Consider the following 26,750-nt stretch of genomic DNA (forward strand, 5'->3'; position numbering starts at 1 on the left):
CTCAGTGCCCCCGCCGGCGGTCGAGTTCGGCGAGCACCGCCGCGACGCATTGTTCGACCAGCGCTTCCTGGCCCTCGCCTGCATCCGCGTCCTCGCGGGCTTGCAGCAGCTCCATGGCCGAGCCCGGCAGCTCGGGCGCGTCGACGCGATCGTCGTCGACCTGCATCTGGATCACGATTTCGCGGATCTCGAGCGGCATCAGGCGGCCTGCGCCACCAGCTTGCGATGGAAGAACTGATAGGTGAGTTCCACCGTTTCGATCAGCACGTCATTGCCCATTGCATTGAGCGTGGAGTGTTCCCAGCGCAGCGGGTAGGCGCCGAACACCGTCCACACCATCAGCGGCTGGCGCTTTTCGTTGAGCAGCTTGACCAGCACCGTTCTGGCGCCGCCCTGGCGGACCAACCCACCGGACAGCGCGCGCGACACCCAGCGGCCAAAGACGCTGTCGCGCGTCACGACGCCGCGCTTCAGCACTAGGTTGGCATATTTGGTCTTGGTCGGCAGTTTGTGAAGGAAGCGGTTCTGTCCGCCCTCGGCCACATCTTCGGTCTGGAACTCGACCTGGAGGCCGGAGACTTCCTGGAAGCCGGTCTCGCCTTCCGCGCCGTCGATCTCGACGCGGAAGGCGAACACCGGCGGGGGCACATAGATGCCGTCGTCCCGCACCTGCATCAGGCAGCCTTCACGTCCAGCGTTTCATAGGCGATCTCCAGCGTCTCGATCGCGACTTCGCTGGCGTCTGACTTGAGATCGGTGGACTGCATCTTGACCGGGAAGGCGTTGGTCAGCGTCCAGGTCATCATCGGAGACGCTTTCTCGTTGAGCAGGTTGATGATGACCGTGCGGCGCTTGATGATGTTGAGCTGGGTTTCGTTGAACCAGGTCCAGAAGATCGAGTCCTTGCTGAACACGCCCTTTTTGAGGGTTACGTTGCCGACGCTGCGCAGGCCCGGCATCTTGATCGGGGAGAACACCGCGCTGTCGCCGTGGCGGTATTCGATCGACTTCACTTCGCTTTCGAGGCCGCTGATCTCCGGAAAGCCCTGGGGCTTTCCGTCGCCCAGATCGATGTTGAAGTAGAATTTGGGAAGCGGCCAAACTTCGTCCTGTGCGCTGCCGTCTGCCATGATGTGCTCCTAATCGATGCGTGAAGAAGGGAGGGCTCAGCGTGTCTCAGCCGGCGCCCTGCATCTGCTGCTTGAAGGTGAGCAGGATGAATTCGGCCGGGCGGACCATCTGAAGCGTGATCTGGACCCGCATGACGCCGTTCAGCACGTCGTCGGGGGTCATGGTGCTGCCCAGGCCGCAGGCGACGTTGTAGGCCTGCGCCGGGGCGTTCCCCATCAGGCCGCCCGCGGCCCACAGGCCGTGCAGGAAGCTTTCGATCATGGAGGTGACGGTGACCCAAGTCTGGGCGGTGTTGGGGCGGAACACCGTCGCGTCCAAAGCCTGCTTCACCGATTGTTCGACATAGATCATGGTGCGGCGCACCTGGATGTAGCGCCAGTCGTTGGACTGGCTGTCGAGCGTGCGGGCGCCCCAGATCAGGCTGCCGCGCCCCTGGAACGTGCGGATGGCGTTCACCGCCAGGCCCTGAACGGGGACGTTGAGGTCGTCCTGCTGGTCGCCCGCGACGGGCAGCTTGGGCATGACCAGGGTGGCGATGCCGGTATTGGCGGGGGCGTTCCACACGCCGCGCGTCGCATCGTTGCTGGCCCAGACGCCGGCCATCGCGCCGCTGGTCGGCAGCACGCCCTGGGTGGCGGCGATGGCGGTTAGCAGGTTCTGGAAGCCCGGCACGGTGGCGACCAGCGCGGCGGTGAGCTGTTTATGGGTGATGCCTTGGGCGACGGCACCCTGCGTCGCTGGGGCGGGGAGCACGGCCACCGAGGTGCCGATCGCCTGCACATAGTTGTCCAGCACGGCGACCCCCTTGGCGCTGAGCCGGGTGGGGCTGAGCGGGGTGGAGTCGTTTGCCGCGCCGCCGGTAGCGGCAGGTTTGCTGGTGCCGGTGTCGGTCGGCTTGGTCTCGGTACCGTTGCCCTTGCCCGCATCGTCTCCGGGCGGTGGCGCGGGGTAGGTGCGCGCCAGCACGCCGTAGAGCGCCTGTTGCAGCAGGGTGCGGTTGTCGGCGTTGCTGTCGCCTTCGACTGCGAAATTGGAGATGTCGATCTCACTGGTGGGGACGACCGAGGTGGCGAGCGGAGGGAAGTAGGCCGCGCCGAAGCGCCACATCTCTTGCGGCACCTGGCGCACGCCGGTGCGGAATGCCTCCACCGTAGACGTCCAGTCGTCGCGCGGGGTGAGCGCGCTGGCGCCCCACACGTCGAGCAGCGCCATGCGGTCGCCGGTCTTGGCGCAGCTGCGCAGCATCTGGGCAGTGACGGCGTTGAAGTCGGCCTGGGTCGCCAGTTGCAACGCGTCGGGGATCGCCAACATGGTGGGGCCGACAAAGGTCTCGCCGACGGCCAGGCCCTTGAGGAAATCCTGCGGGTCCGGGGTGGTCGGCTGGCCGTCGCGGACATAGCCGCCGACCGAGATCACCCAGCAGGGGCCGCCGCCATTGGCGTAGAACAGCCGCATGCTGTTGTAGAGATTGAGCGCGGTGCGGCCCTTCTGGACCAGCGTGTAGCTGGTGCTGCCGTCGAGCGAAACGAAGCCCCAGTTGCGGTTAAGCGGGTCGTCGGCGGGGGCGTCGGGCTGGCCGTCCTTGTCCGCGTCGGCAGTGGGGGCGAGGAAATATTGCTGCGAGCTGCCGCGGCCGAAGCATTGCACGAACTCGGCCATGGATTCGATGCGCTTGGGAGTGAGCAGCAAGTCGCGCTTGTCGGTGTCCACTGCAAACTCGGTATAGCCGATGAAGCAGGGGACGGCGGTCTCCACGCCGACGATGGAGGGTGGGAAGCTGTCGGGCTCCTGGATGTAGACGCCGGGTGTGCGGTATTGGGTGGCCATCGATCTTCCCCTTGTTCAGCGGTTCACAGAAACACGTAGATGTCGGACCAGGGCGGAGCCTGGCCGGCGGGCAGGATGCGCTCGGCGGTCGGGCCGGGCAGGCGCTCGACCAGGGTGCGGGTGCGGACGCGGCCGGCGAGGGGCTTTCCCTCAAGGCGCAGCTCGGCTTGCGGGCGGGCGAGCAGGGGGCGCGGGTCGCGGGCGCACAGGCGGGCGGCGGGGCGGCCGTCGGGCAGGGTGGCGGGGGCGTCGTCCAGCACGAAGCCGGCATCCTCGCCGTCGCGGGTGACGATGCGCAGGGTCTCGGGCGCGAGCGTGCCGCTGCGGGCCGCGATCAGGTAGCGCCAGCGCGTGGGGCGGGGTGCGAAGTTGAGGGTGTAATAGAGGGCGCGGAAGAAGGTGCGGCCGTCGGCGGGGGCGGGGTCGAACACCAGGTCCGAGGACCCCTCTAGTGCGCGCTTGGGCACCAGGTGGAACTCGAGCAGGGCGAAGCACTGCGAGCGGGCATAAAGGGCCTGGCGCTCGCGGTCGGCGGGGTGGAGCGCGGGGAGTGCCTCGTCCTCCGCGTCGGGATCGGGCTCGTGGACCACCGAGTCGCGCTGCTCCATGCCGCCTTGGAGCAAAAGGCTCTGGCGGCGGACGGTGCGACGCCAGTCGAGGGCAAGCGCGCTGCCGGCGGCGCGGCGGGTGGAGAGCAGCAGCGGCGGGTCGCCAATGCGCAGACCCGTGGGCAGGTCGGTGAAGTTCGCGAAGCGCGGGTCGAGCAGGCGGCAGGTGAACAGCAGCGGCGGCGTGAACAGGCGCGCCTGGACCTCTGCGGGTACCGATCCGTAGCGGGTGGCGACCTCTGCCAGGAGGGTTTGCGCCTGCGTGCGCACGGCGGCGTCCCAGAGCAAGTCGATGCCGCCGATGCGCGTGCGGGCGAGCAGGCCGAACAGGCGCAACCGGCGCCGCGTCTCGGGTGTAGGTTCTATGGCGAGGTCGTTGCACCCGCCGTCGGCATGGTTGTGGAAGCCGTGGCGCACGGTGACCGAGGCGAAGGGGACGTAGCTGCCCTGTTCGGCCTGTTCGTGCGGAGGAGGAGAGGGCGCGACAGCGCGCAGCCTGCCGTCGCTGGCTGCAGGCTCGTCGGGGAGCAGGTCGCCAAGGCGAAGCTGGGCGAGGCCGTCGAAGAGTGTCGCGGCCATGATCAGCTTGCCGCCGGCAGCAGCGCGGGAGGCGGGGCCTGGCGGACGGCGGGCGCGACATCGGTGATCGCGGGGCCGGCAAAGGGCAGGCGGCGCAGCCGGTAGAGCAGGAAAGGCTGGCCCTTTAACCCGGCCATGGAGGAAAGGTGGCTCGCCTGCGCAAAGTCGAGGCTGACATATTCGACGGCCAGCGCGCCCATGCGCAAGCCAATGTCGGGCGCGCTGGCGCCGTCGAACACCGGATGTTCCTGAAGATACTGGACGATGCGCGAGAGTGCGGCGATGCCGGTGGCATAGCCGGCGTCGGCGAAGCAGGACACGAACAGCACACAGGCGTCGAGGAACAAGGGCGCGCTGGCGAGCGCAAAGCCATCGCCCGCGCCGATGCGCGGCGTCTGGTAGGCGCCGACGCTGGCATCGGCCTGGAACGCGGCGAGCGACATCACGATGCTGCCGTCCAGATCGCCGGCGCTGCGCCCATCGGCACCGGCCAGGTTGGTCAGGCGCAGCCAATCGCCATCGCGCGCATGCCCGGCCTGAAGCGCGGATTCGAGCTTATCGCGAATGGACGCAAGGATCTCATTGACCATGACCATGGGTCAGGACCATTCCTCAAAATCATGAGTAAGGACGATCAGGCACCGAAGAACGCCGGCTCTTGGAGACTCGACTACGCGTTACTGAAGCGAGCCTATAGGGCTGACTGCCACGCGCAAGACAGAACCGGGCAAGGTTGCAGCGATTTCGGTGCGGTTATTTGCCGGTGCAGAATGCCGATATGCCGAAACTTCGATCCGATCCGGAGCAAGCCGGAGATCAGCCGGAGTCGCGTGCCGCGTTGCGCCGTTCGGCCAGCATCCGGCTGCGCTGCCTCAACTCTTGGCTGCGTTCCCTGGCCAGGTTGGACCGCTCCAGCAGCGTCAAGGACGCGGCACGAAAGATCGCAGAGCGTTTCGACAGGGGTGGTGGAGCGCCGTCCTTCATCCGCCTTCGCTTAGCGAAGCGCGCCGCCGCACCGGACATCATGGATCAATCGCGTGCAGCGAATGCGTGCCGGATCAGCCCAGGGCGGCCATGCTGACTGCGAGTTCGTCCTGGCGGAACGGCTTGGGAAGGCGGGGCAGGTCGGGGGCGATGCCGTCCAGTTCGGCATAGCCCGACACGATCAGTACCGGGGTGCCGGGATGCCGCTCGCGCACGATTTGGGCAAGTTCGCTGCCGGTCATGCCGGGCATGAGGTGGTCGGTGACAACATAGTCGGCATGCGCGCGTGCGAGGAAGGCGAGGGCTTCGTGGCCGCTTTCCACTTCCACCACGCTGTAGCCCAGGTCGCCGAGCAGCGCGGCGGTGGATTCGCGTACGCCCGCTTCGTCGTCGACCAGCAGCACCAGGCCGCTGGCTTCGCCGGATTGCTCGGCGGTGGCGTCGGTGCGGGCTTCGGGGCAGCCATCGGCGATCGGCAGCAGCAGTTCGACCTCCGTCCCTTTGCCCGGCGCGCTGCGCAGCTGCATCGATCCGCCCAGCTGAAGCGACAGACCATGGACCATCGAGAGGCCCAGGCCCGTCCCCTTGCCGATGCCCTTGGTCGAGAAGAAAGGCTCGATCGCGCGCGCCATGGTCTCTGCGTCCATGCCCGATCCGGTGTCGGCAACCGACAGGCTGACATAGTCGCCGGGCGCCAGGCCACTGTCATGCCCGGGGCCGACATTGGCATGCCGGGCCGCGAGCGTCAGCCGCCCCCCCTCGGGCATGGCGTCGCGCGAATTCACGCTGAGATTGAGCAGCGCCATTTCAAGCTGGTTGGGGTCGGCAAGGGCAGGGGGCAGCCCTTCTTGCACGCTTACCGCCACTTCGACCTGTGGGCCGCAGGTGCTGGCGATCAGGTCCTGGAGACCGGTGATCAGGGCGCCCATGTCGACGGGGCCGGGTTGAAGCGGCTGGCGGCGGGCAAAGGCCAGCAGCCGTTGAACCAGAACGCGGGCGCGTTCCGCGGACTCCAGCGCGCCGCCGATCAGCCGATGATCGCGCGGGCTGGCGGTGCTGCTGCGGCGAAGCAGATCGAGCCCGCCGATGATAGGGGTGAGAAGATTGTTGAAGTCGTGTGCGACGCCGCCGGTGAGCTGGCCAAGCGACTCCACCTTTTGCGACTGGCGCAGTGCGTCCTGTGCGCGCTCCAGCTCGGCACGCTGTTCCAGTTCCTCCGTCACGTCGCGGCCAATGACATAGGCTTCGCCTTCGCTGGGCGCCGCGCTCCAGGCGAAATGGCGCCAACTGCCGTCCTTGGCCTGCACGCGGCCGATCACGTCGCGCACAGGGCCACGCGCGGCGGCACGGATGCCATGCGCCACGGCGCGCAAGTCGTGCGGGTGGAAATAGCGGCTGAAGCGGTCGCCGAGCACTTCTTCGGGCTGATAGCCGAGCAGGGGCGTGAGGGCAGGGTTCACGGCGCGCACGTCCCAGCGCAGCCCGATCACCAGGAACAGGTCGCTGCTGAGGCGCCACATGCGGTCCCGCTCCGCGGTGCGCTCGGCAACCTGCTGTTCCAGCGTCTCGTTGAGCGCGCGTAGCGACTCCTGTGCCTCACGCCTGGCGGTCACGTCGCGTACGGTGCCGGTGAAGCGAAGCGACACGTCGCCTTCGCGCTGCACCACGCCGCGCGATGCGATCCAGCAGATCGAGCCATCGTCGCGGCAGACGCGGTATTCGGCAAAGAACGCCTCGCCCGTTTCCACCGAATGGCGATAGGCAGCGATCACCCAGTTGCGGTCGTCGGGGTGAAGCAGGCGGAACAGCAGCTCGGGCGTGACCTCCGTTGCGACATCCGTGCCGAGCATTGCCGCCGCGCGGGCGGACATGGTGCCCTGCTGAGTCTGGAGGTTCCAGTCCCAGGTGCCGATCCTTGCGCCCTCCATCGCGAGGCGGAGCCGCGTCTCGCTTTCGCGCAGTGCCGCCTCGGTCCGCACCCGCTCGATATGCGCCCAGGACCGGTCGGTCACTTCGCGCAGCAAGTTCAGTTCCTCGTCGCTCCATGCATGCGGCTTTGAATCGTGGATCGCCATCAGCGCGGTGAGGCGCCCTTCCCGGAGAAAGGGCATGCAGATCGTCGCGCGGATGCCGATATCGAGAAAGGCTTGTGCGCCATCCTCGCCCAGTTCCGCGACATTGTCGTTCACGATCAGCGGTTTGCCGGCGTGGAGGTTCGCAACCGTGAGTGAGCCGAAGCTTTCCAGGCTGTAGCGCCCGACGATGCTCGGAACGTCCGCGGCATGCCAATCGCCGCGGATGTTGAACATGTTCTCGTCGGCTTCCATGTCGGCATAGGCGCAATCGGAGATCGCCAGATGCTCGCCCAGCATCCGTGTGGTGATCGCCATGACGCTGTCCGCATCGCGCGCCTCAGCGGTGGCGCTGGCCAGCCTGTCCAGGAAGCGCAGCCGCGCCTCGTTCAGGCGCAGCGCCTGTTCGGCGCGCCGCCGCTCGACCGCGGTGCGGGTCCGTTCGGCCACGTCGCGGATCAGCTGGAGCTCCTCGGGCGACCAGGGCCGGACATCGGCGTGGTTGAGGAACAGCAGCGCGACGAAGCCGCCCTGCTCGGTGACCGGCATGTTGACGAAGGCGCGGGCGGTGATCGCTTCCAGGCTGGCTGCGGTGTCGGCGGTGCGGGGATCCAGGCGTGCGTCGGGGACCACGACGGTGCGGCCGGCCTTCAGATCCTCGATATAGCTGCCATAGTCGCGGAAGTGCAGCACGCCCGAGATCGTCTGCACGCCCGGGGCATTCCAATCGCGTGCGATGGTGATGGTTTCGGCAACCGTGTCGATGGTGCCATAGCCGGCGCGGCTGACCTCGAGCGCGCGCGCCAGGGTTTCGGCGGCGGCGAAGGCGATCTCCTGCGGATCGTCGAGTTCGCGCAGCCGGTCGCCCAGTTCGGCGAGCACGGCATGGCGGCGCTCGGCCTGACGGGTCTCGGTGACGTCGAAGCCTTCGCAGAACACCCCGGTGACGCGGCCGGCATGATCGTGCAGCGGCGCGAAGATGAAGGTGAGGTAGCGGGTTTCCGCGGGACCGTCTTCGGTGCGGCGGTAATGCACGGCGGCGCCTTCGGCGGCGAAGGCCTGGCCGGATTCGTAGACCAGGTCGATCTGGTCCAGAAACTCCTGAGCCTCAAGACTGGGGAAAGCGCGGCGCAGGGTCTTGCCCACCCAATCCTCGCTGCCGAACAGGGTGCAGTGCGCGTCGTTGACGAACTCCACCAGATGCTCGGGGCCGCGCGTCACCATGATGAAGCCGGGCGCTTGTTCGAACATGCGGTGCTGGCGGTCACGCTCGGCGGCGCGGCGGGCATGTTCCTGAATCCGGCCGGTGGTTTCGGTGCACAGCACCAGCACGCCGCCGATTGGGCCGTCGCCGTCGATCGGGCTGCAGCTATAGGTCCAAAACGTTTCCTCGACGCGGCCGTGGCGTGCGGTGCGCAGCGGCTGATCCTCGCGGAACACCGAGCGGTTGCCCGCCATCACGGATTCGATGTCGGCACCGATGACCTTCCAGGCATTGGCCAACCCGGCGGGGCCCGGCGCCCCCAGCAGGGCGGGGTGCTTTTCCGGGCCGAGCGACTGGGCGAACGCATCATTGTACAGGCAGCGGAGCTCGGGCCCCCAGAAGATCAGCGCAGGATGCTGGGTGTTCAGGATCAGCCGCACGGTTGTGCGCAGCGCGTCGGGCCACTGAGCGGGCGGGCCGAACGGGTGCGTGGCCCAGCCGAACGCGCGCATATGGGCGCCCATCTCGCCGCCGCCAGTCAGAAAATCCGCGCCCAAGCCGGTCATCGCGCCCTGTGTCCACCAACGCCCCACGGGCGGGCAGGGACCATACAGCCATTGCGGACGGCTTCCAGTGTAGAATTCGTGCGCGAACGCCTTAGCGGGCGGTGCCCCGGAAAGACGCCGCTAGACTGCGAAAGGTGATCGACCAGCGGGGCACGTCCATCGGCGCGATGCTGTGTTCCCAGTCGTGGCGGATCGGGCCGGACAGATGGTAGATCGAGCCCGGTGCCAGGGGCGCGGAGAAGCGCTCGAAGCCTGTGCCGCGGCGGCGCCGGAAGCGCATGGTGGCGGCGTTGCCGAGCGAGATGCCGACGACATGCTCGAAGGCGGGGCGATCCTTGTGCCAGCCAATGCCGGCGCCGGGATCGTAACGGATGAGCAGCGCCTGGACGAGTTCGCCGGCGTCCAGGCCGATGAACGCCGCCGCGCGATCGCGGATCGGCAGGAGCCATTCGGGAAGTGGTGCGGTCGTCTCCATCCGCCCGGTGTCGAAATCATAGTGCCAGCCAAAGCTTGCGGTCAGGCGCTTGCCGAGCCAGCCCTGGAAGCGAAAGGGTGCGAGTTCGAGGCCGTTCATGGCATCGATAAGGCTTGTGGCTTCGGACGCTGTAACGAAGTTCTCGCGATATTGCAGCAGAGGCGTTGCAGACTGTCCGAACAGGTCGAGATTATTATCAGACATATTTGGCATAACGTAGGTTGAGTGGAACGGGGGTTCAATGTTGCCGGAGTATGTCCGGCAGAATTGATGCGACGAATTGTGCCGCTTCTGCTTGGGGTTAATCGGCATTTCGGATTTATACGGGGTTGCACCCCTTTTGATCCGCGCATAGCGAGGCGCCGTGAAGGACGAAATGATCACCCAAGTCGACCGCGCGTCGCTGTTTCTGAAGGCCCTTTCTGGCAGGAGCCGGCTGCTGCTTCTGTGCCACCTGTGGGAGGGGGAGAAGTCCGTCGGCGAGCTCGCCAAGCTGACCGGGGCGCGCGATACCGCCGTGTCCCAGCAGCTCGCGCTGTTGCGGCGTGAAGGCATGGTGACCGCGCGCCGTGCGGGCCAGATGATCTTCTATTCGCTGGCCAGCGCCGAGGCGCGCCAGATGCTGGAATCGCTGCACGGGCTGTTCTGTGCCGAGCCGCCGATCGAGGTCGCGGCCTAAGGTCCTTTACGCCGGGCGGCGCTCCAATGCGCCACGGGCGGCGGCGACGATCAGTTCCAGCGGCCGGTTCGCGCGGATGCGGTGCCAGGTTGCCAGTTCGCCTACCGAGCGGCGCGACTGATCGCGCACCACGGTTGCGGTGGCGTCGGACGCGTCGTTCTCGCGCGCAGTGACGCGCGCGATGCGGTCCCGCTCCGGCGCCTCCAGCCAGATGCCGGTAAACGGCACCCGGGCCTTGAGCGCGAGCGCCAGTGCGACGTCGCGCTCGCTGCGGTTCATGAAGACCGCGTCCAGGATCACCGACGACCCGCAGGCGAGATGATCGTCAGCGGACTGGAACATCGCCTCATAAGTGTCGCGGTCGCTGCGCGGGGTATAGTGTCCAGGCGGCAGGCGCGTTTCGGGGGCGACGCCCGCCAGCCGCTTGCGGAACACGTCGGAGCGCAGAACGCGGGCGCCGGGTGCCCGCCCCGCGCGGGGCGCGAGCCATTGCGCCAGGGTGGACTTGCCCGTCCCCGACAGCCCGCCCACTGCGATCAGCCTGGCAGGCGCGGGTTCGAGAATGGTCTCGGCCAACCGCGTGTCGAGCGATCCCGCGGCATGGAGCGACAGGAACAGCGGCAGCATCGCCCACCCGGTCGAGCCCTGCGGCGTGACATCCAGATAGCGGTTCGCCAGCACGCTGGCTTCCAATCCGAGCGCGTGGCCGAGCAGTTCCGCGCCGGGGCGGGCAAGGTCGAACAGGACATCGGCTGCACCGCCGGGCAGTTGCCGGACCCTGCCTTGCTGGCCGCGGCGCACCAGATGGTCGAACTGACGGTGCAGTTCGCTGCGTTGGGCGGGCAGATGCGCGAGAGCGGGAAGCTGGCCAAGGAAGGGTTGCGCAGTCGCTGGCGGCACGGCGGCATGCCGGCGGCCCAGGGTGTCGGCAATGCGCCGCAGGATCGGCACGTCGATGCCGGGTTCGCCCAGCAAGGACTCCAAAAGCGGTGAACCGGCTGCGGCTCTGGCCGCCATGGTGTTTCTCCTCGGCCTTGTTCTACCGCTGCTTGGGCGAAGCTGGCACGCGATTTCTGAACCAGGGCTGATGCGTCCAGATGTAATCTTGTGCGACTACGGATCCGTTGCGCAGGGCGGACAGGCGGGGTACGTCCGCCCGGTCGAGGGAGCAGGATGAGCAGGGCCAATCGCAGAAACCGGGGAACCGCCACGGTTCAGGACGTCGCCCGCGCCGCCGGCGTTTCGGCGATGACCGTGTCGCGGGTGGTGAATGGCGGTACCAATGTGCGCGACAGCACGCGCGAAGCGGTTCTCCAGGCGATTGCCGAGCTGAACTATTCACCCAACAGCGCCGCGCGCAGCTTGGCCGCGGGCGACGAGTTGCAGATCGGCCTGCTCTATTCCAACCCGTCGGCGGCCTATCTATCGCAATTCCTGATCGGTGCGTTGGCGGCGGCGCGGCGCGCGGGCTGCCATCTGGTGCTGGAGCTTTGCGAAGGCGAGACGCCTGAAGAACAGGCGGAGGCGACGCGGCAGTTCGCGGCGACCAGTGTCGGGGGCGTGATCCTGCCGCCGCCCTTGTCCGAATCCGGACCGGTGCGCGACGTGCTGGAAGCCGCGGGCATTCCCTGGGTGTCGGTGGCGATGGGACGGCCGCCTGAGGATTGTCTCAACGTGCGGATCGACGACTTCGAGGCGTCCGCGGCGATGACGCGGCACCTGCTGGACCTGGGGCACTGCCATATCGGCTTCATTCGCGGCAATCCCAACCAGACCTCCAGTGAAGAACGCTTCCGCGGCTTCGCGGCGGCACTGGAAGAGGCGGGAATGGAAGCCAGCGCAATGCCGGTGGAACAAGGCGACTTCACCTTCCGCTCGGGCATCGACGCGGCCGAGCGGCTGTTGGACAGCGACCATGTGCCGACCGCGATCTTTGCCAGCAACGACGACATGGCGGCGGCAGCCGTGGGGGTGGCGCACCGCCGCGGGCTTCATGTGCCGCAAGATGTAAGCATCGTCGGCTTCGACGATACCTCGCTGGCCACCACTGTCTGGCCGGAGCTGACCACCGTGCGCCAGCCGATCGCGCCCATGGCCGAGGCCGCGCTTGCCCTGCTGCTCGCCCGCATCCGGGCCGACCGCGCAGCCGGCAACGGCGGCGGGTTCGGCGCCACCGATTTGCAGGATCAGGTGCTGGAGCATGCGCTGGTAGTGCGGCAGTCTTCCGGGCGGCCGCCGCATTGATGCATAGCGGCTTGCTTTTGCTGGGGAAGCCCTGCACCGTTAGCGGTACCAATCGCGCGCAAAGGCGCGTCAAGGCAGAGGATTAGGGGATGGATACACAAGCGGGGCGGGCCAATCTCGGCCTGATCGGCGCCATCGTGGCGGTGGCCACGATCGGCGGATTGTTGTTCGGATATGACAGTGGCGCAGTGAACGGCACGCAGCCTGGGCTGAAGGCCGCGTTCGCGCTGGATGATGCCGGGCTCGGCTTTACGGTCGGCTCGCTGCTGATCGGCTGCTTCATCGGCGCGTTTTTCGCCGGCACGCTGGCGGACCGCCTGGGCCGTCGCAACGTGATGCGGCTCTCGGCGATCCTGTTCCTGGGCGGGGCGATCGTCCAGGGTCTTGCACACGACCACACCCTGTTCGTCATTGCCCGGATCATCGGCGGCATGGCGGTAGGTGCCGCCTCGGTGCTGTCGCCTGCCTATATCTCGGAAGTGGCGCCGGCGAACATTCGCGGGCGAATGACCACGGTCCAGCAGATCATGATCATCACCGGCCTGACCGCCGCGTTCTTCGTGAACTACTATCTCGCCGCGGCTGCGGGTTCCTCGACCAGCATTTTCTGGGGGGACATCGAGGCATGGCGCTGGATGTACCTGATGCAGGCGATCCCGGCAGCGGTGTTCCTGATCGCGCTGTTCTTCATTCCGGAGAGCCCGCGCTATCTGGTGTCGAAGCGCCGCAACGAAGAAGCGCTGCACGTCCTCACGCGGCTGTATGGTGCGACTGAGGGCGGCCTCAAGCTGGCCGAGATCCAGGCGAGCTTCTCGTCCGATCACCGGCCGCGCCTGGCCGATGTGCTGACACCGGGGGGCTTCCTGGGCGTTCGCCCGATCGTTTGGGCGGGCCTGGTGCTGGCGGTGTTCCAGCAGCTCGTCGGCATCAACGTGATCTTCTATTACGGCGCGACGCTGTGGCAGGCCGCCGGCTTCACCGAAAACGACTCGCTGATCATCAACATCATTTCGGGCGGCATCTCGATCCTGGCGTGCTTCGTCACCATCGGCCTGGTCGACAAGATCGGGCGCAAGCCGCTGCTGCTGATCGGTTCGGCTGGCATGACGGTGACGCTGTTCATCATGGTCTACGCCTTCTCCACCGGCACGATCGAAGGCGCGACGCTGGTGCTGCCGGGCAGCATGGGCCAGGTCGCGGTTGCCGCGGCACTCGCTTACTCCGCGTTCTTCAACATCAGCTGGGGCCCGGTGATGTGGGTGATGCTGGGCGAGATGTTCCCCAACCAGATGCGCGGCTCGGCGCTGGCGGTGTGCGGTTTCGCGCAGTGGTTCGCCAACTATCTGGTCGCGCAGAGCTTCCCGGTGATGCTCGCCAGCCTTGGGCTGGCCACCAGCTACAGCTTCTACGCGATCTGCGCGGCGATCAGCTTCTTCCTGGTCCAGAAGTTCATCAAGGAAACCAAGGGCAAGGAACTGGAGGCGATGGAGGGCTAAGCCTTCCATCATCCGGGCGCCTGGCGCTCATATTGACGGGACGGTGCACGGGGGTGCGCCGTCCCGTTCGCGTTTGTGGGGGCGGTGCCCGGCAGAGGATGCCGCTGGCTCGTCGCTGTGCAGATCCGGTCTGCGTCGCCCTATTCGATCCGGCGGGAGGCATGCCGCGATTCTCCGCCTCAGAAGGTCCTGGGCGTTCTTCTGGCCCTTAAAAGGGGGAGCGGCTGCATGTCGTTGCCGGGGGTGATGTTCGGAGCGAACAAGTCGTTGTAGGAACCAGGCGCTATTCTTCTACAGGCGGCCGTGCATGCACTCCCGGCAGCCGTGAAAAAGGCGGTGTCGATCTTCCGCCCTTGCGAGAGGGGTGGGCGCATTCGGATCAGCATCATGTATTCGCCTTCGACGAAGTCGTTACGCGTGCGTTACTCAAATACGAAATAGGTTTTTACAAATAGCTGTGCTCGCACAGCCACACCCTCGCGGACCTGTAAACTAGAGGCTTGACGTAGAACGCTTTCGTAATAGCCTGCTGATCTTGCGGAAGGTCATCAGGGGACCTCCGCGGCAAAAGGGGAAGTACATGACGAGCGTACGGGATTCACGCGCCTTTCGCGCTGCTCTGCTGACGTCGGCGGCGGCTTTCGGTCTGGCCTTCAGCCCCGCTGCGCTGGCGCAGGATGTGGCAGGCCCGATCGACCGTCCGGCGATCGACGAAGCGCAGCGCGTCGCACAAGGCGACGCGTCGCCGCTGCTGGACGGCAGCGAAAGCCTGCGCGAAGCCTATGCCCCGCGCGGGCCCGACATCATTGCCGCACCCACGCCGCAGATCGTGATTGGCGCGCCCGGTACCCCGACCACGGCACAGGACCCGAACAACGTCACCGGCGTGGGCCAGATGATCGTCGACCAGCAGAATGGGTTCATCGGCACCTGCACCGGCACGCTGATCAACCCGCGCACCGTGATCTTTGCCGCGCATTGCGTGAACGACATCCCGGCAAATGCCTATGGCCAGAATTCCGGTGGGCAGCCGATCGGGTTTGGCTTTGGCCGCGACAACAATGCGCCGGGCGCCAGCGCCTTTGGGGGCTGGTTGAACGGCATCGGCGGCGTTCGGTACGCGACCACGGTGTCGCGCAACATGTATGACGCGAACTATGTGGCCTATAATCCGTTGTCGACCGAGCCCGCGGCGCAGAGCTTCCTGTATGGCGACGTCGCGCTCGCTTCGCTCGACACGCCTGCCGAGAATGTACCGACCTGGGCGTTGATGTTCTCTCAGCTGCCGGACCCCGGCGCAATTGGCGCCGCGGGCACCGGCTATCACGTCGTGCTGGACGGCTATGGGCGCAACGGCACCGGCGCCACCGGCTCGATCGGCAGCGACTATCGCCGGCGCCTAGCCGAGAACATGCTGGGTGCGCTGGCCTCGATCGACGATTTCGAGGGTTTCTTGTTCGGCCAGTCCGGCGGGCTGCCGCAGAACCTGTACTGGATCGACTTCGATGACCCGCGCCGCGGGACCGCGGCCGCCGATCCGCGCGACTTCAACGCCTGGCGCGACCAGCCGACGCCCAACGAAGGCATCACTGCTGCGGGGGACTCGGGCGGCCCGCTGATCCTGGATCGCGGGTTTGCCCGCCAGTTGGTGATCGGCGTGCTGTCGGGCGGGTACACGCAGTTCTTCAACGGCGCGCCCGCGAACGGCTATGGCACCGCCAGCTTCTACCAGCCGCTGTACCTGTATTGGGACTGGATCGCGGCCAACAACCCGTATCACTATGTGTCGGCCAAGGCCGGGAACGGCAACTGGAACGACGCGGCGCATTGGGTGACGAACCTGGATCCCAATTATTACGTGCTGAACGCCAGCGGCCAGCTGGTGAACGGTACGCCGACAACGCCGGGCGCGCAGAACACCGATCAGCCCGGTTTCGGCCAAGCCTGCTTCCAGCAGGGCGGCGTCAGCGATTGCTATGACGTGGCGACCGGCGTGGAGACGGTTCGCGCCGGACCGATCGGCTCGGCGGACAATGACAAGGCGACGGTGAGCACCGGCACCCTGAGCGGTACGGCGGCCAACAACGCGGCCACTGCCTCTTCGGCAACGCTGGAAGGCGGAGCCGGGCAGGGCGTGACCAGGGTTTCGCCTACTGCGCAGGCCGTTGCACAGGCGCTGCCGGCCGCTACGCTGACGAACGGGCTGCCGGGGGCGAGCAACTTCGTGCCCACCAACTTCGACGGGGACCGCCTGACCAACACGGCGCCACGCTATTTCGATGTGACGCTGTCGGCGGCGGGCACCACGACGCTGAACACGGCCGCGGTCGTCGACCGGTTCACCATGGCGGGCGGGGGCGCCGCGCTGGACATCACCGCCAGCGGATCGCTGACCAGCCTGATGGACATCGTCCAGGCGACCGGCACGATGCAGGTGAACGGCGTGCTGAACACCACCAGCGATTACCTGATGATGTCGGGCGGACTGAACGGCACGGGTACGCTGAACGTACCGTTCTTCTCCAACATGGCGGGCACCATCGCGCCGGGGACGGCGGGCACGATCGGCACGCTGACCTTCCGCGGCAACGTGATCCTGGCCTCGGCCTCGACGTATCTGGTGGACCTGTCGAACAGCGGCGCGTCGGACCTGATCCGCGTGCAGGCGACGACGTTCAACGGCACCACGCCAACCAACGGCCAGGCCAATATCGGCGGGCGGCTGGGCCTGGGCTTCACCAATGCGCTGCGTGCCAACCAGAGCTGGACGATCCTAACCGCGCAGGGGGGCGTCACCGGGCGGTTCGATGCGCCGGGCGCGATCAGCGCGATCCTGACGCCGCGGCTGACCTACACCGCCAATGCCGTGCAGCTGGCGATCGATGCGGCGAGATATGCCAGCGTCATCGACGGCGGCTCGGCAGTGCAGCGGGGCTATGCCAGCCTGCTCGACCAGAACCGCGGCAACGCTTCGGCATTCGACGGCATCTTTGGCCCGCTCGACCTGCAAAGCGCCAGCGTGATCCGCGGGACGCTGGAAGGGCTGGCGCCGACCACCGAGACCAGCGTGCGTGCGCTCGGTCTGGCGGCGGTGGACACGATGTCGGGCATGATCCGCGACCGCTTGCAGGCGCTCGACCCGATCACCAGTGGCGGCACCATCGCCCATATCGGGCAGCCGCTGCGCGTGGCTTCGCTGGGGCTGGCGCGGAGCGCGAACCTGGCGCCGCAGCCGATGTTCGACGGCGGGCAGCAGATGCGGGTGCAGGAGGGCGCGTTGCCGGAGGACGTCAGCGCGTTCTTCGCGGGCGGCTATGTCGATGGCGACAGCGAGGCAATGCCGGTGGGACTCACCGGCGGCAGGCGCGACGAGTTCGACGGCTGGTACGCCGCGGCGGGCATCGAGAAGATGGTCGACGAGCAGAGCGCGATCGGCTTCGCAATCTCGTACAGCGACCTGAGCAGCGACGGCGCCGCCGCAGCACATAGCGTGGACGGCGAGTTGGTGCAGGGGACGCTTTACGGCAAATACCAGCCGGCGAGCGGGCTGACCCTCGACGTGCAGATGAGCGCGGGCAAGTTCGACACGACTACGCGGCGCACGGTGGCGTTTCCCGGAAGCACCTTCCGCCTGACTGCGGATGACAGCGCGCTCGCCTTCACCAGCGAAGTGGGCCTGGGGTATCGCCTGGATCTGAGCAGCCTGTTCACGCTGACGCCGCGTATCGCAGGCCGCGCCACGGTGATCGACTTCTCCGACACGGTGGAACGTGGTGGTGCGGTGGCACTGCGTTACGAACGGCAGAACCTCAGCAGCCAGCAGCTTCGCGGCAGCCTGACGCTGGCGGGGCGTGGCGACATGACGGTGAAGCCGTTCGTGACCGGCACGTATGTCCACGACTTCGCCGAACGGCCGGCGGTGTTCGTGGCCAACTTCGCCGGGTCACAGACGCCCGGCGCCTTGTTCGGGCTGGCCGGTATCGACCGCGAGTGGGCCGAAGTGGCCGGCGGGATCACCGTGCAGACGGCAGGGGTGAACCTGTCGATCGCTGGCGAAACCACCATCTGGCGTGATGAAGTGAAGAACCGCAGCATCCGCGGATCGGTTGGGATCAAGTTCTGATCTAGTGATCTCGGGTAGGGAGGGGCCGTCCGGTGGGGCGGCCCTTTTCTTTTTGTGTGGGTGCTGCGGTGTCTGGCCCAGAGTGGCTAGGCGGTGCCGGTCGCTTGCGTCACTAGTGGTCCCCCGGCGAAGGCCGGGGCCCAGCCGCCATACATTCGCGCAAGGGCATCCCGCCGCCCCGCACTGCGCCGCGACTGGGCCCCGGCCTTCGCCGGGGAACTCGTTTTGCCTATTTGGTAGCCGTGCTTGCGGGGGTGCCCGCGGCGTCATGCTTCCCATGCCACCTTCCCCCGCTGAAGCGGGGGGAAGATTGCGGGCGCCGCGAAGTTGTTGGGCTAGACGCCTTGGCGGATCAGGTGACCTGCTTGCCCGGCTACGCTCACCTGGAACTGGAACAGATTGCCGGCAAGCGGCTCCTTGTCCTTGTCTTCCGGGGTGACGTGCTTGTTGGCGGTGGTCGCGAACACGGTCTTGAGGTCCGGGCCGCCAAAGGCGATCTTGGTGATCGCGCTGACCGGGAATTTCACTTCCTCGAGCAGTTCGCCTTGCGGCGAATAGCGGTGCACGGCCCAGCCGGTGTAGAGGCCGACCCAGACACAGCCTTCGCTGTCGACGACGCAGCCGTCCGGGAAACCCTTGCCGTACGGGATGCGGATGAATTCGCGCGGGTTGATGAGCATGCCGGCGGCGTCGATGTCGCAGGCGTGGATCACGCCGCCGAGCGTGTCGACATGGTAGAGCGTCTTGCCGTCCGGCGCGACGGCCGGGCCGTTGGTGATCGCCACCAGCGGCGTGGTAGGCACGCATTCGCCTCCCTCTGCCAGGCGATAGACGGCGCCGGTGATCGCTTCCTCACCATCGTCCATGCTGCCGAACCAGAGCCGGCCCTCAGAGTCGACGGTGGCGTCGTTGAGGCGGTTGTTGGGCTTGTCGGGTTCGGGCGTAGCGAGCGGCGTGAAGCTGCCGTCGCGCTCGTCGAAACGGGCGACGCCAGTCTTCAAGCCGACGGCAAAGCCGCCGCTTTCGATCGGCAGCACGAAGCTGACCTGGGCAGGCGCGTCCCAGCTCTTCTTGTCCCCGCTCGCGGGATCATAGCGGTGGATCTTGTGGCTCTTGATGTCGACGAACCACAATGCCTGATCGCGCTCAACCCAGACCGGACCCTCGCCAAGCGGCGCGTGGAGATCCCACACGCTCGCCGGTTCAGACAACACCACCTTGTTCATTAGCGCCAACCTGCATCCACGAAATATTCGTGGTTGGTTACCAGCCGGGCATCGTCCGAGGCAAGGAACAAGGCCATGGCGGCAATGTCGTCGGGGACCAGGCGACCCTTGAGGCACTGGGCGGCGACGATCTCGGCCTCGCCTTCGGGCGTGTACCACTTCTCCTGGCGCGGCGTCTTGACGTTGCCGGGGACGATGCAGACCGAACGGATATTGTCCGGACCCAGATCGCGCGCGAGGCTGCGGGTCAGGCCTTCGATCGCGGCCTTGCAGGTCTGGTAGAGCGGCAGTTCGGCAAGGGCGAGGTGCCAGGAGATCGAGCCGAGGTTGACGATCACGCCGCCTCCCTGCGCCTTCATGCCCGGGATCACCGACTGGGCGGCGAAGAACAGGTGGCGCAGGTTCACCGCGAAGCGGTTGTCCCAGTAATCGGGCGTGACCTGGTCGACCGTGTGGCGATCGTCATTGCCCGCATTGTTGATGAGCACGTCGAACGCGCCGCCGCTGTCGGTCAGGCGCTGGATCGTTGCCTGAAGCGCAGGAATGTGGGTCAGGTCGACGCGTTCGAAGACCGGCGGATGCTCGGCGCCCGACAGCGCTTCGGCAAGCGCGTGCGAATCCGCTTCGGCGATGTCGAAGAAAGTGACGCGGGCGCCCTGGGCGACGAAGCCTTCTACCAGGCCGGCGCCGATGCCCGAGCCGCCACCGGTAATAAGGACGCGCTTGCCGCGCAGGCTGGGATAGACGGCGCGCTGGTCGCGGGGAGGCGGGGCGGCCTGGAGGTCGTGCATGTCAGTGGTGCCTTGTGATCAGGAGTGCAGCAGGCCGCGCTTGGCCAAGTTGCGCATCAGGTCGCGAATGCCGAAGTCCCAGGGCGCAGCGGCCTTGGAAGTGGTCACGCGGTTGACGAGCGTGCCGAGCTTTGGCGTGGAGATGCGGACGACGTCGCCGTCCTTGTGCGTGAAGCCCCGGCCGGGATGGTCGCGGTCCTGGACGGGCGCGAACAACGTGCCGAGGAACAGCGCGAAGCCGTCGGGATATTGGTGCTCGCTGAGCGCCTGGCGGACGAGATCGGTCGGATCGCGGCTGATCTCGCTCATCTTGTTGGTGCCCTGGAGCGTGTAGCCCTCCGGCCCCGTGATATGGAGATCGACCACCGCCGAGCGGACATCGTCCATGGTGAAGGTGCGGTCGAACAGGCGGATGAACGGGCCGATGCTGGTCGAGGCGTTGTTGTCCTTGGCCTTGCCGAGGAGCAGCGCGCTGCGCCCTTCGAAATCGCGCAGATTGACGTCGTTGCCGAGCGCCGCGCCCTTGGGCGTGCCGTTGCGGTCGACGATCAGGACGACTTCGGGTTCGGGGTTGTTCCAGTCGCTGTCCGAGCGGATGCCGATATCGCCGCCCCAGCCGATCGCCGAAAGTACGGGCGCCTTGGTGAACACCTCCGCGTCCGGGCCGATCGCGACTTCGAGATATTGCGACCACATGCCGGCTTCGATCAGCGCAGCCTTGAGGCTGGCGGCTTCGTCGCTGCCGGGGACGACCGAACGGATGCCCGAGCCGACCTTGGCTTCCAGTTCGCCGCGGATGGCCGACGCCTTGTCCGCGTCGCCGCGGGCGCGTTCCTCGATCACGCGTTCGATCGCGGAGAGGGCGAAGGTGACGCCGCAGGCCTTGACCACCTGCAAGTCGATCGGCGCCAGGAGGCGGAGACCTTCAGGCGTGCCCAGTGCGTCCACCGAGCCGATTACGGGGCCGTCTAGCGTCGCGACATCGTCACGGTCGAGCAGGTCGGCCACGGTCGGCGCAACGGCGGACAGGTCGAGTACCTGGCCGTCGCGAAGGAGTACGGGGGTGGGGCCAGCGTCGAGGAGCACGCGACCGACCAGGACGGCCTGTGCGTGGTCATGAGGCAGCAAGGCTGCGGCGGTCGGTGCTTCCAAGATTCCTCATCCACTTTATAGGTTTGATAGCGGTACCATGGTGCCGTGAACGCGGGCCTGTCAAGCTGTCCCAACGGCGTAGAAAGCGCGTTGTTTCATATATGACAAGCTATTTCACTGACAATAGCTTCTCGCGGGCGCATCGAACCGTTGGCGCTGGTCTGTATCACGCGCCATGGGCCGAGCAGATCGGCGGCGACGATCGCTTCGTAATTGGCGCGCACCCGCTGCTGAAGCGCGATGTCGGCCTCATATTCATCGAAGCTGCGGTCGGTGTAGCTGCGCTGTGCCTTTTGCAGGATGAGTTCGCGGGCTAGGTCCCAAGGCGTGTCGAGATATAGCGAGAGACTTGGGGCGGGCAGGGCGAACTGATCCAGCTCAAGCCGAGCGATCCAGTCCATCAGGTTGCGCGCCGCGGCCGGATCCGCACGCGCGGCCTGATAGGCCATGTTGGAGGCGATGTAGCGGTCGAAGATCACCACGTCATGCGTGTCGCGGGCTTCCTCGATATGAGAAAGCCATTCGCGGCGATCGAGCGCGTACAGGACCGCGGCAGCTTCGGGCGTGACGGCTACCGGCATGTCGCCGGCCAGAAACCGGCCGATGGTCACGCCTGCGACGGTTTCGCCATAGCGCGGGAAGCCGATGACCACGGCCTTTTGGCCCGACTCGTTGAGTGCATCGCACAACCCGCGTGCAGCCGTGTTCTTGCCGACGCCGTCGGCGCTTATCGCCCCTGCCCTGCGGCGTCTCGCGACAGAACGTATTCTAGGCTTCTTAGGACTGCGGGTACTGGTCACCCTTGAGAATCTCCCAGCAATGAGGCCAGGGCGGCGGAGTCCTTTGTCACGCGCGATGTCGAGCATGATCATCCGCTTCCTCCTTGGTTTATTGTTTATCCTTGACGACGCGAAGGTCAGGCTTCCCTGATGCCGCCGCGGCGGCATCAGGGAAGTCGATGCCATGCTGACGGAGCAGTCGCTCCAAGGACCTAACTCGCTCATCACTTGTCAGAAGACGGGCGCTCAGATGCGCCATTCTGTCCTGAAGGACCCTGATCGAGCCCTTGTGCCCCTTGATGGTCTTTTCCGTTCCCTGCCGTTCGACCTGCAGCATGGCGATGTAAGCCTTGGCTGTGACCACCTGCTGCATCAGCGTGATTATGCGATCAGCATCATGTGTGTCCTCCACGTCGTGCTCGACGGCGGAGACAGGCGGAGGGGGAGGTTCTAGCGCAACGCAAAGTCGCTGCACCTCGCCGTCAGCCTGCCTGAATCGGTAGAAGGTCGCCTTCGAAATACCAGCGTCACCATACACGTTCGACAATTTGAACGTGGCGCGATCGAGGGCGCCGCTTGCGATCTCGGCGGCAGCGCGTGCGAGGCGGTCGCGGAGATCGGCTAGCCTGGCGTCTTGTTGGGCGCGGCGGCTGGCAACGGCCGCCGCTCGAGCTCCGGCAGTTGGTGCCCTAGGCATTATCAGCCACCCCCCGGGTCACGATGTCGATCCTGTCGAGAAGCTGCTCGACTTCATTGCGCCGACGAATAAGGGAGACGGTTTCGGCTTCCCGGGCATCTGCATTCACCACACGATCGTGGATGGCGGCAAGCTCGGCATTCAGAACTGGTCTATGGGGCATTATCAGTTCCACAAGCGTGCTGGCTTCGTGACGTGCCAATTCGACCTGCGACGAGCTTGAAGTTGGGTCGGCCACCATAGCCAAGTAAGCCTCGCAGTTCTCAAGGTACGCCGGTATCTGCAGCCTCGTGATGGCGGAGTTCGCGCACGTCAGCGGACTGCAGCGGTGAGTCAGGGGGCGGTCGCGTTCGTGCGGGGGCCGCCCCTTCAGACATTCCGCGGCATCGGCATCAAACACGCAAGTGCTGAAGGACGTCAGGTAGATCGGTCGGCCGACCTTCCTGAGCTTCTGCATGACGCGCGGCGACGGGGCTTCCCGTCCAACTTGGGCTAGGTTCATGATCCGAACCTCAGCTTCGTTAGCGGCCTGCCGTTCGGGCGTCCGTGACGCCATTATCTCGTCGCCCATGCGACCGCTGATGACCGGCTCATGCATCAGCATGCCCAGGTGGTCTGTTCCGGCCTGAACCTCGAATGCCTCGAACAGGGAGCGAAACTCCGGATCCTCGCGTAGGTAACCTCGGAAGGCGGCGGTGTTCAGCTGCTTTAGGTGAAAGGCGCCGGCCAGTTCGCCGATGGGTTCCGCCCCGAGCCACTGCGCAAGCGCGACGCGAAACTGATGGGTGGTAAGCGGGAACGGCTTGCCGTTCACATAGGGTGCGCCGATTCGTTCCAGGAACACCTTTAGATCGTTGTTGACGATCGAGTCGTTCATTTTCTCGCCCGTCTGCGTCACGAACAGACGTGCAGATCCCGTCCGCTTGCGCCACGGTGCGCACATGTCGAGCATGATGCCTGCAGCATGGACGGCGATCTGAGGAACGCCCCATTCCACGTCCTGTCCGTCACCACGGTGCTTGGTCACCTTGCCGCGGATGAAGAACTCCCGCACACGCTCCTGCTCGTCTGCACGTACCGAGGTGCAGTCGACTTGGAGTTGGTTCATCTCCGTGTTGCGCCCACCGGTCATGAAGGCGATAACGATGTAGCAGGAGGTTCTGAGGCTGTTTTCCAGTTGCTGGAGGTGGCGTCGAGACATGACTCCCTTGATCCAGGGCAAACCCGTATCCGGATCGATAACGAAGGCGCCGTCTTCATTCCAAGGCGCAGGATTCCCCATGTTTCCCCGAGCTGTCGCGCTTGCCCAACCGAAGCGATTTCCAATCCATTTTTCGAACCGCTTGTATTCGGCATCGCCTCGCTTCCAGGTCGGAATGGGTCGGCCGGTGGCGTCAGACCACTGATGTGCCAGATGGTCGAGGAACTTTCGCGCCGACCTGATGTCGGAGGAATATACAGCAACGTATCGATGCGCGGCACCAATCACGTGCTCAAGCACGGGTCTGGGTATCAACGGAACGGGCTTGGTGTCGTCCTGCGCGTCGATATAGTCTTCGGGGAGAGATCCTTCGGGTGCGTTAGGCAGAGAGCGATCCACGCGGGATCGCATGCGCCAGAGCAGCAGCGGAGGATCGAAGAGCGTGCGCTGATGACGATAGGTGCGCGGCGTGCCGTCCCTTCTGACTCTAACTTCTTCGAGCCACACGACGAGGATATCCTCAGTGATTTCTTCCGGCTGGGTGATGCCGATTGAGGCGAGCCACTGCACGAAGCGATTGGACGCGTTTACGGCATCGTACGCGCGCTTCGCATTCCATCGTCGTCCGTCGTCGCGGGTAGCATACAGCCAGCGTGCGGCCACGGCCTGCTGGAGGACATTGATCAAACTGCGATGGGCGTCGTCGGACGTGTCACCGACAACCATGCCGTCGATCATAATCGGTCCCGACCAGTTCGCCTTGCCGAGTTCCGCATGGTCCTGCGAGAAGTCCCATGTCAGGTCGGCGAGTCGGCTACCTGACCTGGTGACGACCGTTTCAAGTGGTACAGTCCAGCCGACAGCTGGTACGCGGCGACGCCTGGCTTCCATGCCCGTTTTCGCCAGGCTGACCTTCTGAGTAAGCTCCCCGATCACGATTGCATGAACCGGCGGTAAGGGATGGGCGTCGACGATGCCGCAACCGTGGCCCGTGCCGCGGAAACGACTTTCGCCGGGAACTTGGTTAGGTGCTCATCGACGATAGCACAGTTGAGCGCATGAGCATCGTTCCATGCGTCAGCGGACATCATCTCGGTCATGGATATCCAATGTTCCTGGTAGGCGATCAGCCGAGGCAGATGTCGCTCGACGATGATGCTGTTCGAACAAACCAGACATGCCTCGAACCTGCCGCATCTACGACCCGCAGGCTCAGGGCCGGCGCCGTTCCGATCGTCGACGCAGGCGTTAAAGAGCTTGTCGCGTTTACCCAGCACGATTTCGAGCGCCGCACCGGTTGGTAGGTTCAGCTCGGCGGCTACACGCGCTATCTCCTGTTCGTCTGGTCGGCCCCCATATCCATCAAGAAGGCTGGTCAGCGCCTTGCTCTGAGCGGATGCCACCTCCGCAGCGAGCCGGACATGGGATGTGGGGTTCAACGCATATGCGATCGTTTGGGCTGGTTGCGAGTGACTGGCCGCGTTCTGCGCCACTCCGATGCCGGAGGCCATCGCGACTTCGGAGATGGCCGTGGGACGCAACCGGCGATAGAAGATGCCGTTCCTCGCATCAGTGGCAGCGAGTTCGTGTCTATCGAGAAATTGCCTGAAGTACCTGCCGAGGGTCGGTCCATCTATCCGGTGAATCTCGCCCTTTAATCCCAAATAGAGCCATAGAGCATTTCGGTCAGCTTTCGGCAGCCGCTCTCGAAGCGGTGCGGTAATCGCGGCTACCATACGGAGCAGGCCGGGGATGTCGAGATCACCACGATCTGGAACATCGATTAACTCGCGGTCACTGGCAGCCCGCGGCTTGTCGAACATGATTCGGGCGTGCTTGGGCGTCGGGCTCCACTGGAGGCAGTGCTGGTCAGGAGTTTCCGGACACCAAGACAGGTCGAGGACGGAGGACAGGTTCAGCGGAGCATGCCTGTTCATGCCGATGAGGACGATGAACGGCACTAGGTCCAGGCCGCCAGGACAGAGTTGGAGCGCCAGAGCATGTGGGTGATGGTCGCCGCCGTGAGTTGGCAGCGCGTTGTAGATCGCGTCCCACAGGCGATTGGACCTGTGGGGTACCTGACCGGGCCACTGCGTCGACAGGTAGGCGAGGAGGTTGTTCGTCTCCGCCGCCCAAGCGCGCAGATCCTGTCCAGGTTGGCTTACTCCGCTCTGCGCCTTGGCTGGACCGTCCACAAGCAGCCTCGTTCTGACGGATCGGACAGCGGTGAAGCACGCTTTGCGAAGCAGTTTGCGTTCCCGTCCGTCGAGAGCCGGCGTCTTTACCGGACCATCGGGCTGAAGCGCGGTCAGTTCGGGGACGACGAACCCGGGAGAGAAGACGCATCCGCCGTCCTGCATGCGACGCAGTAATTTTGCCACTGCGTAGTAGGTAACTTCGACCCGCTTGGAGCCTATAGGACCTTTCTTGGCAACGCGCTGTACTGCCGGTTGGTCGCCTGGCAGGCGGATGCTGCTTCCCATTTCAGCGGCAGCGACCGACACCATGTTCACCAGTTGCTTGTGCTGATGAATGTACCCAGTCGGCCAATCCATCTCAGCCCCAAGTGCGGCCAGGGAAACCTTACCCTCTTTGCCGGCTATAAGCGGAGATCTGAGTCTCTCCTCAAGCTGCTGTGCCCGTTCATCCAGAACCGATATTATCTTCCTCTCGCGCGCCCGCATCCATCGCTCAAAATCGCGTACTGTCTGAAAGGTGATGTCCTGCGTTTTCGCCGGCGCGTGAGCGGCTGCAACCGCCGAGATGTCGTCAAGGAGATATCGCAAGAACCAGCGGGCGCTTTCAAGATTTTTGCTTACGGAAGAAGACTTAAGCCTTGCGGAGGTCTCCCACAAAGCGACGAGCATATCCCCTGCGATGGACGCGATCCGCGTGTCGACAAAGTCTGCAAGACTA

The 26,750-nt window shown here is 65.6% G+C and carries 21 protein-coding genes; 4 read left to right on the top strand and 17 right to left on the bottom strand.

Annotated features, from left to right (window positions below; translation table 11 throughout):
* Position 1: 1 nt before the first annotated feature.
* The 9 genes from LQ953_RS09175 to LQ953_RS09215 all read right to left on the bottom strand — a co-directional run bounded on the left by LQ953_RS09175 (position 2) and on the right by LQ953_RS09215 (position 9,650).
* On the bottom strand, positions 2-199 hold the full coding sequence (locus tag LQ953_RS09175) for a DUF5908 family protein (protein ID WP_231030426.1): 198 nt from the start codon (positions 197-199) through the stop codon (positions 2-4).
* Positions 199-675 (bottom strand): phage tail protein, encoded by a 477-nt coding sequence (locus LQ953_RS09180; protein ID WP_231030427.1) that lies wholly within the window; start codon positions 673-675, stop codon positions 199-201. Before LQ953_RS09180 ends, LQ953_RS09175 begins: the two co-directional genes overlap by 1 nt.
* The gene (locus LQ953_RS09185) at positions 675-1,130 is read right to left on the bottom strand and encodes a phage tail protein (RefSeq protein WP_231030428.1); all 456 of its coding nucleotides are present in this window, start codon (positions 1,128-1,130) and stop codon (positions 675-677) included. Before LQ953_RS09185 ends, LQ953_RS09180 begins: the two co-directional genes overlap by 1 nt.
* A gap of 46 nt (positions 1,131-1,176) precedes the next feature.
* Positions 1,177-2,958, bottom strand: coding sequence for a phage tail sheath family protein (locus LQ953_RS09190; protein ID WP_231030429.1), 1,782 nt, complete (start codon positions 2,956-2,958; stop codon positions 1,177-1,179).
* Between the two features lie 23 nt (positions 2,959-2,981).
* The gene (locus tag LQ953_RS09195) at positions 2,982-4,145 is read right to left on the bottom strand and encodes a hypothetical protein (RefSeq protein WP_231030430.1); all 1,164 of its coding nucleotides are present in this window, start codon (positions 4,143-4,145) and stop codon (positions 2,982-2,984) included.
* A gap of 2 nt (positions 4,146-4,147) precedes the next feature.
* Positions 4,148-4,741, bottom strand: coding sequence for a Pvc16 family protein (locus tag LQ953_RS09200; RefSeq protein ID WP_231030431.1), 594 nt, complete (start codon positions 4,739-4,741; stop codon positions 4,148-4,150).
* Between the two features lie 220 nt (positions 4,742-4,961).
* Positions 4,962-5,129 (bottom strand): hypothetical protein, encoded by a 168-nt coding sequence (locus tag LQ953_RS09205; RefSeq protein ID WP_231030432.1) that lies wholly within the window; start codon positions 5,127-5,129, stop codon positions 4,962-4,964.
* A 74-nt stretch (positions 5,130-5,203) separates the two neighbouring features.
* On the bottom strand, positions 5,204-8,971 hold the full coding sequence (locus LQ953_RS09210) for a GAF domain-containing protein (RefSeq protein WP_231030433.1): 3,768 nt from the start codon (positions 8,969-8,971) through the stop codon (positions 5,204-5,206).
* A gap of 91 nt (positions 8,972-9,062) precedes the next feature.
* A complete protein-coding gene (locus LQ953_RS09215; protein WP_231030434.1) occupies positions 9,063-9,650 on the bottom strand; it encodes an alpha-ketoglutarate-dependent dioxygenase AlkB in 588 nt (195 codons plus the stop codon).
* Between the two features lie 160 nt (positions 9,651-9,810).
* Here LQ953_RS09215 and LQ953_RS09220 point away from each other — a divergent pair, with 160 nt between their 5' ends.
* The gene (locus LQ953_RS09220) at positions 9,811-10,125 is read left to right on the top strand and encodes an ArsR/SmtB family transcription factor (protein WP_231030435.1); all 315 of its coding nucleotides are present in this window, start codon (positions 9,811-9,813) and stop codon (positions 10,123-10,125) included.
* A 6-nt stretch (positions 10,126-10,131) separates the two neighbouring features.
* Here LQ953_RS09220 and LQ953_RS09225 read toward each other — a convergent pair whose 3' ends face one another.
* Positions 10,132-11,142: an AAA family ATPase gene (locus tag LQ953_RS09225; protein ID WP_231030436.1), complete on the bottom strand. Its 1,011-nt coding sequence runs from the start codon at positions 11,140-11,142 to the stop codon at positions 10,132-10,134.
* Positions 11,143-11,298: 156 nt separating this feature from the next.
* Here LQ953_RS09225 and LQ953_RS09230 point away from each other — a divergent pair, with 156 nt between their 5' ends.
* The 3 genes from LQ953_RS09230 (at position 11,299) to LQ953_RS09240 (ending at position 17,988) form a co-directional block, all read left to right on the top strand.
* Complete coding sequence (locus LQ953_RS09230; RefSeq protein ID WP_231030437.1) at positions 11,299-12,369, top strand: LacI family DNA-binding transcriptional regulator; 1,071 nt, start codon at positions 11,299-11,301, stop codon at positions 12,367-12,369.
* Between the two features lie 89 nt (positions 12,370-12,458).
* A complete protein-coding gene (locus tag LQ953_RS09235) occupies positions 12,459-13,865 on the top strand; it encodes a sugar porter family MFS transporter (RefSeq protein WP_231030438.1) in 1,407 nt (468 codons plus the stop codon).
* A 580-nt stretch (positions 13,866-14,445) separates the two neighbouring features.
* On the top strand, positions 14,446-17,988 hold the full coding sequence (locus tag LQ953_RS09240; RefSeq protein ID WP_231030439.1) for an autotransporter domain-containing protein: 3,543 nt from the start codon (positions 14,446-14,448) through the stop codon (positions 17,986-17,988).
* Positions 17,989-18,323: 335 nt separating this feature from the next.
* Here LQ953_RS09240 and LQ953_RS09245 read toward each other — a convergent pair whose 3' ends face one another.
* The 7 genes from LQ953_RS09245 to LQ953_RS09275 all read right to left on the bottom strand — a co-directional run bounded on the left by LQ953_RS09245 (position 18,324) and on the right by LQ953_RS09275 (position 26,701).
* Positions 18,324-19,214, bottom strand: coding sequence for an SMP-30/gluconolactonase/LRE family protein (locus tag LQ953_RS09245; RefSeq protein WP_231030440.1), 891 nt, complete (start codon positions 19,212-19,214; stop codon positions 18,324-18,326).
* Positions 19,214-20,005: an SDR family NAD(P)-dependent oxidoreductase gene (locus LQ953_RS09250; protein ID WP_231030441.1), complete on the bottom strand. Its 792-nt coding sequence runs from the start codon at positions 20,003-20,005 to the stop codon at positions 19,214-19,216. The genes LQ953_RS09245 and LQ953_RS09250 overlap by 1 nt, the downstream gene beginning before the upstream one ends.
* Before the next feature lie 18 nt (positions 20,006-20,023).
* Positions 20,024-21,160 carry a fumarylacetoacetate hydrolase family protein gene (locus LQ953_RS09255; RefSeq protein WP_231030516.1) on the bottom strand — a complete coding sequence of 379 codons (1,137 nt, stop codon included), beginning with the start codon at positions 21,158-21,160 and terminating at the stop codon, positions 20,024-20,026.
* 92 nt (positions 21,161-21,252) lie between these two features.
* A complete protein-coding gene (locus tag LQ953_RS09260; RefSeq protein WP_330999404.1) occupies positions 21,253-21,924 on the bottom strand; it encodes a thymidylate kinase in 672 nt (223 codons plus the stop codon).
* Positions 21,925-22,045: 121 nt separating this feature from the next.
* Positions 22,046-22,633 (bottom strand): hypothetical protein, encoded by a 588-nt coding sequence (locus LQ953_RS09265; protein ID WP_231030443.1) that lies wholly within the window; start codon positions 22,631-22,633, stop codon positions 22,046-22,048.
* Positions 22,626-24,770: a hypothetical protein gene (locus LQ953_RS09270; protein ID WP_231030444.1), complete on the bottom strand. Its 2,145-nt coding sequence runs from the start codon at positions 24,768-24,770 to the stop codon at positions 22,626-22,628. The genes LQ953_RS09265 and LQ953_RS09270 overlap by 8 nt, the downstream gene beginning before the upstream one ends.
* Positions 24,767-26,701: a hypothetical protein gene (locus LQ953_RS09275; RefSeq protein ID WP_231030445.1), complete on the bottom strand. Its 1,935-nt coding sequence runs from the start codon at positions 26,699-26,701 to the stop codon at positions 24,767-24,769. The genes LQ953_RS09270 and LQ953_RS09275 overlap by 4 nt, the downstream gene beginning before the upstream one ends.
* Positions 26,702-26,750: the final 49 nt, after the last annotated feature.

The organism is Sphingomonas sp. IC-56 (assembly GCF_021043375.1).
In the GTDB taxonomy this organism is placed as follows: domain Bacteria; phylum Pseudomonadota; class Alphaproteobacteria; order Sphingomonadales; family Sphingomonadaceae; genus Sphingomonas.

What these genes read in the sequence shown, in the direction of transcription:
- LQ953_RS09175 (WP_231030426.1), bottom strand. Translation starts at nt 199, where the DNA reads ATGCCGCTCGAGATCCGCGAAATCGTGATCCAGATGCAGGTCGACGAC.
- LQ953_RS09180 (WP_231030427.1), bottom strand. Translation starts at nt 675, where the DNA reads ATGCAGGTGCGGGACGACGGCATCTATGTGCCCCCGCCGGTGTTCGCC.
- LQ953_RS09185 (WP_231030428.1), bottom strand. Translation starts at nt 1,130, where the DNA reads ATGGCAGACGGCAGCGCACAGGACGAAGTTTGGCCGCTTCCCAAATTC.
- LQ953_RS09190 (WP_231030429.1), bottom strand. Translation starts at nt 2,958, where the DNA reads ATGGCCACCCAATACCGCACACCCGGCGTCTACATCCAGGAGCCCGAC.
- LQ953_RS09195 (WP_231030430.1), bottom strand. Translation starts at nt 4,145, where the DNA reads ATGGCCGCGACACTCTTCGACGGCCTCGCCCAGCTTCGCCTTGGCGAC.
- LQ953_RS09200 (WP_231030431.1), bottom strand. Translation starts at nt 4,741, where the DNA reads ATGGTCATGGTCAATGAGATCCTTGCGTCCATTCGCGATAAGCTCGAA.
- LQ953_RS09205 (WP_231030432.1), bottom strand. Translation starts at nt 5,129, where the DNA reads ATGAAGGACGGCGCTCCACCACCCCTGTCGAAACGCTCTGCGATCTTT.
- LQ953_RS09210 (WP_231030433.1), bottom strand. Translation starts at nt 8,971, where the DNA reads ATGACCGGCTTGGGCGCGGATTTTCTGACTGGCGGCGGCGAGATGGGC.
- LQ953_RS09215 (WP_231030434.1), bottom strand. Translation starts at nt 9,650, where the DNA reads ATGTCTGATAATAATCTCGACCTGTTCGGACAGTCTGCAACGCCTCTG.
- LQ953_RS09225 (WP_231030436.1), bottom strand. Translation starts at nt 11,142, where the DNA reads ATGGCGGCCAGAGCCGCAGCCGGTTCACCGCTTTTGGAGTCCTTGCTG.
- LQ953_RS09230 (WP_231030437.1), top strand. Translation starts at nt 11,299, where the DNA reads ATGAGCAGGGCCAATCGCAGAAACCGGGGAACCGCCACGGTTCAGGAC.
- LQ953_RS09235 (WP_231030438.1), top strand. Translation starts at nt 12,459, where the DNA reads ATGGATACACAAGCGGGGCGGGCCAATCTCGGCCTGATCGGCGCCATC.
- LQ953_RS09240 (WP_231030439.1), top strand. Translation starts at nt 14,446, where the DNA reads ATGACGAGCGTACGGGATTCACGCGCCTTTCGCGCTGCTCTGCTGACG.
- LQ953_RS09245 (WP_231030440.1), bottom strand. Translation starts at nt 19,214, where the DNA reads ATGAACAAGGTGGTGTTGTCTGAACCGGCGAGCGTGTGGGATCTCCAC.
- LQ953_RS09250 (WP_231030441.1), bottom strand. Translation starts at nt 20,005, where the DNA reads ATGCACGACCTCCAGGCCGCCCCGCCTCCCCGCGACCAGCGCGCCGTC.
- LQ953_RS09265 (WP_231030443.1), bottom strand. Translation starts at nt 22,633, where the DNA reads ATGCCTAGGGCACCAACTGCCGGAGCTCGAGCGGCGGCCGTTGCCAGC.
- LQ953_RS09275 (WP_231030445.1), bottom strand. Translation starts at nt 26,701, where the DNA reads ATGCTCGTCGCTTTGTGGGAGACCTCCGCAAGGCTTAAGTCTTCTTCC.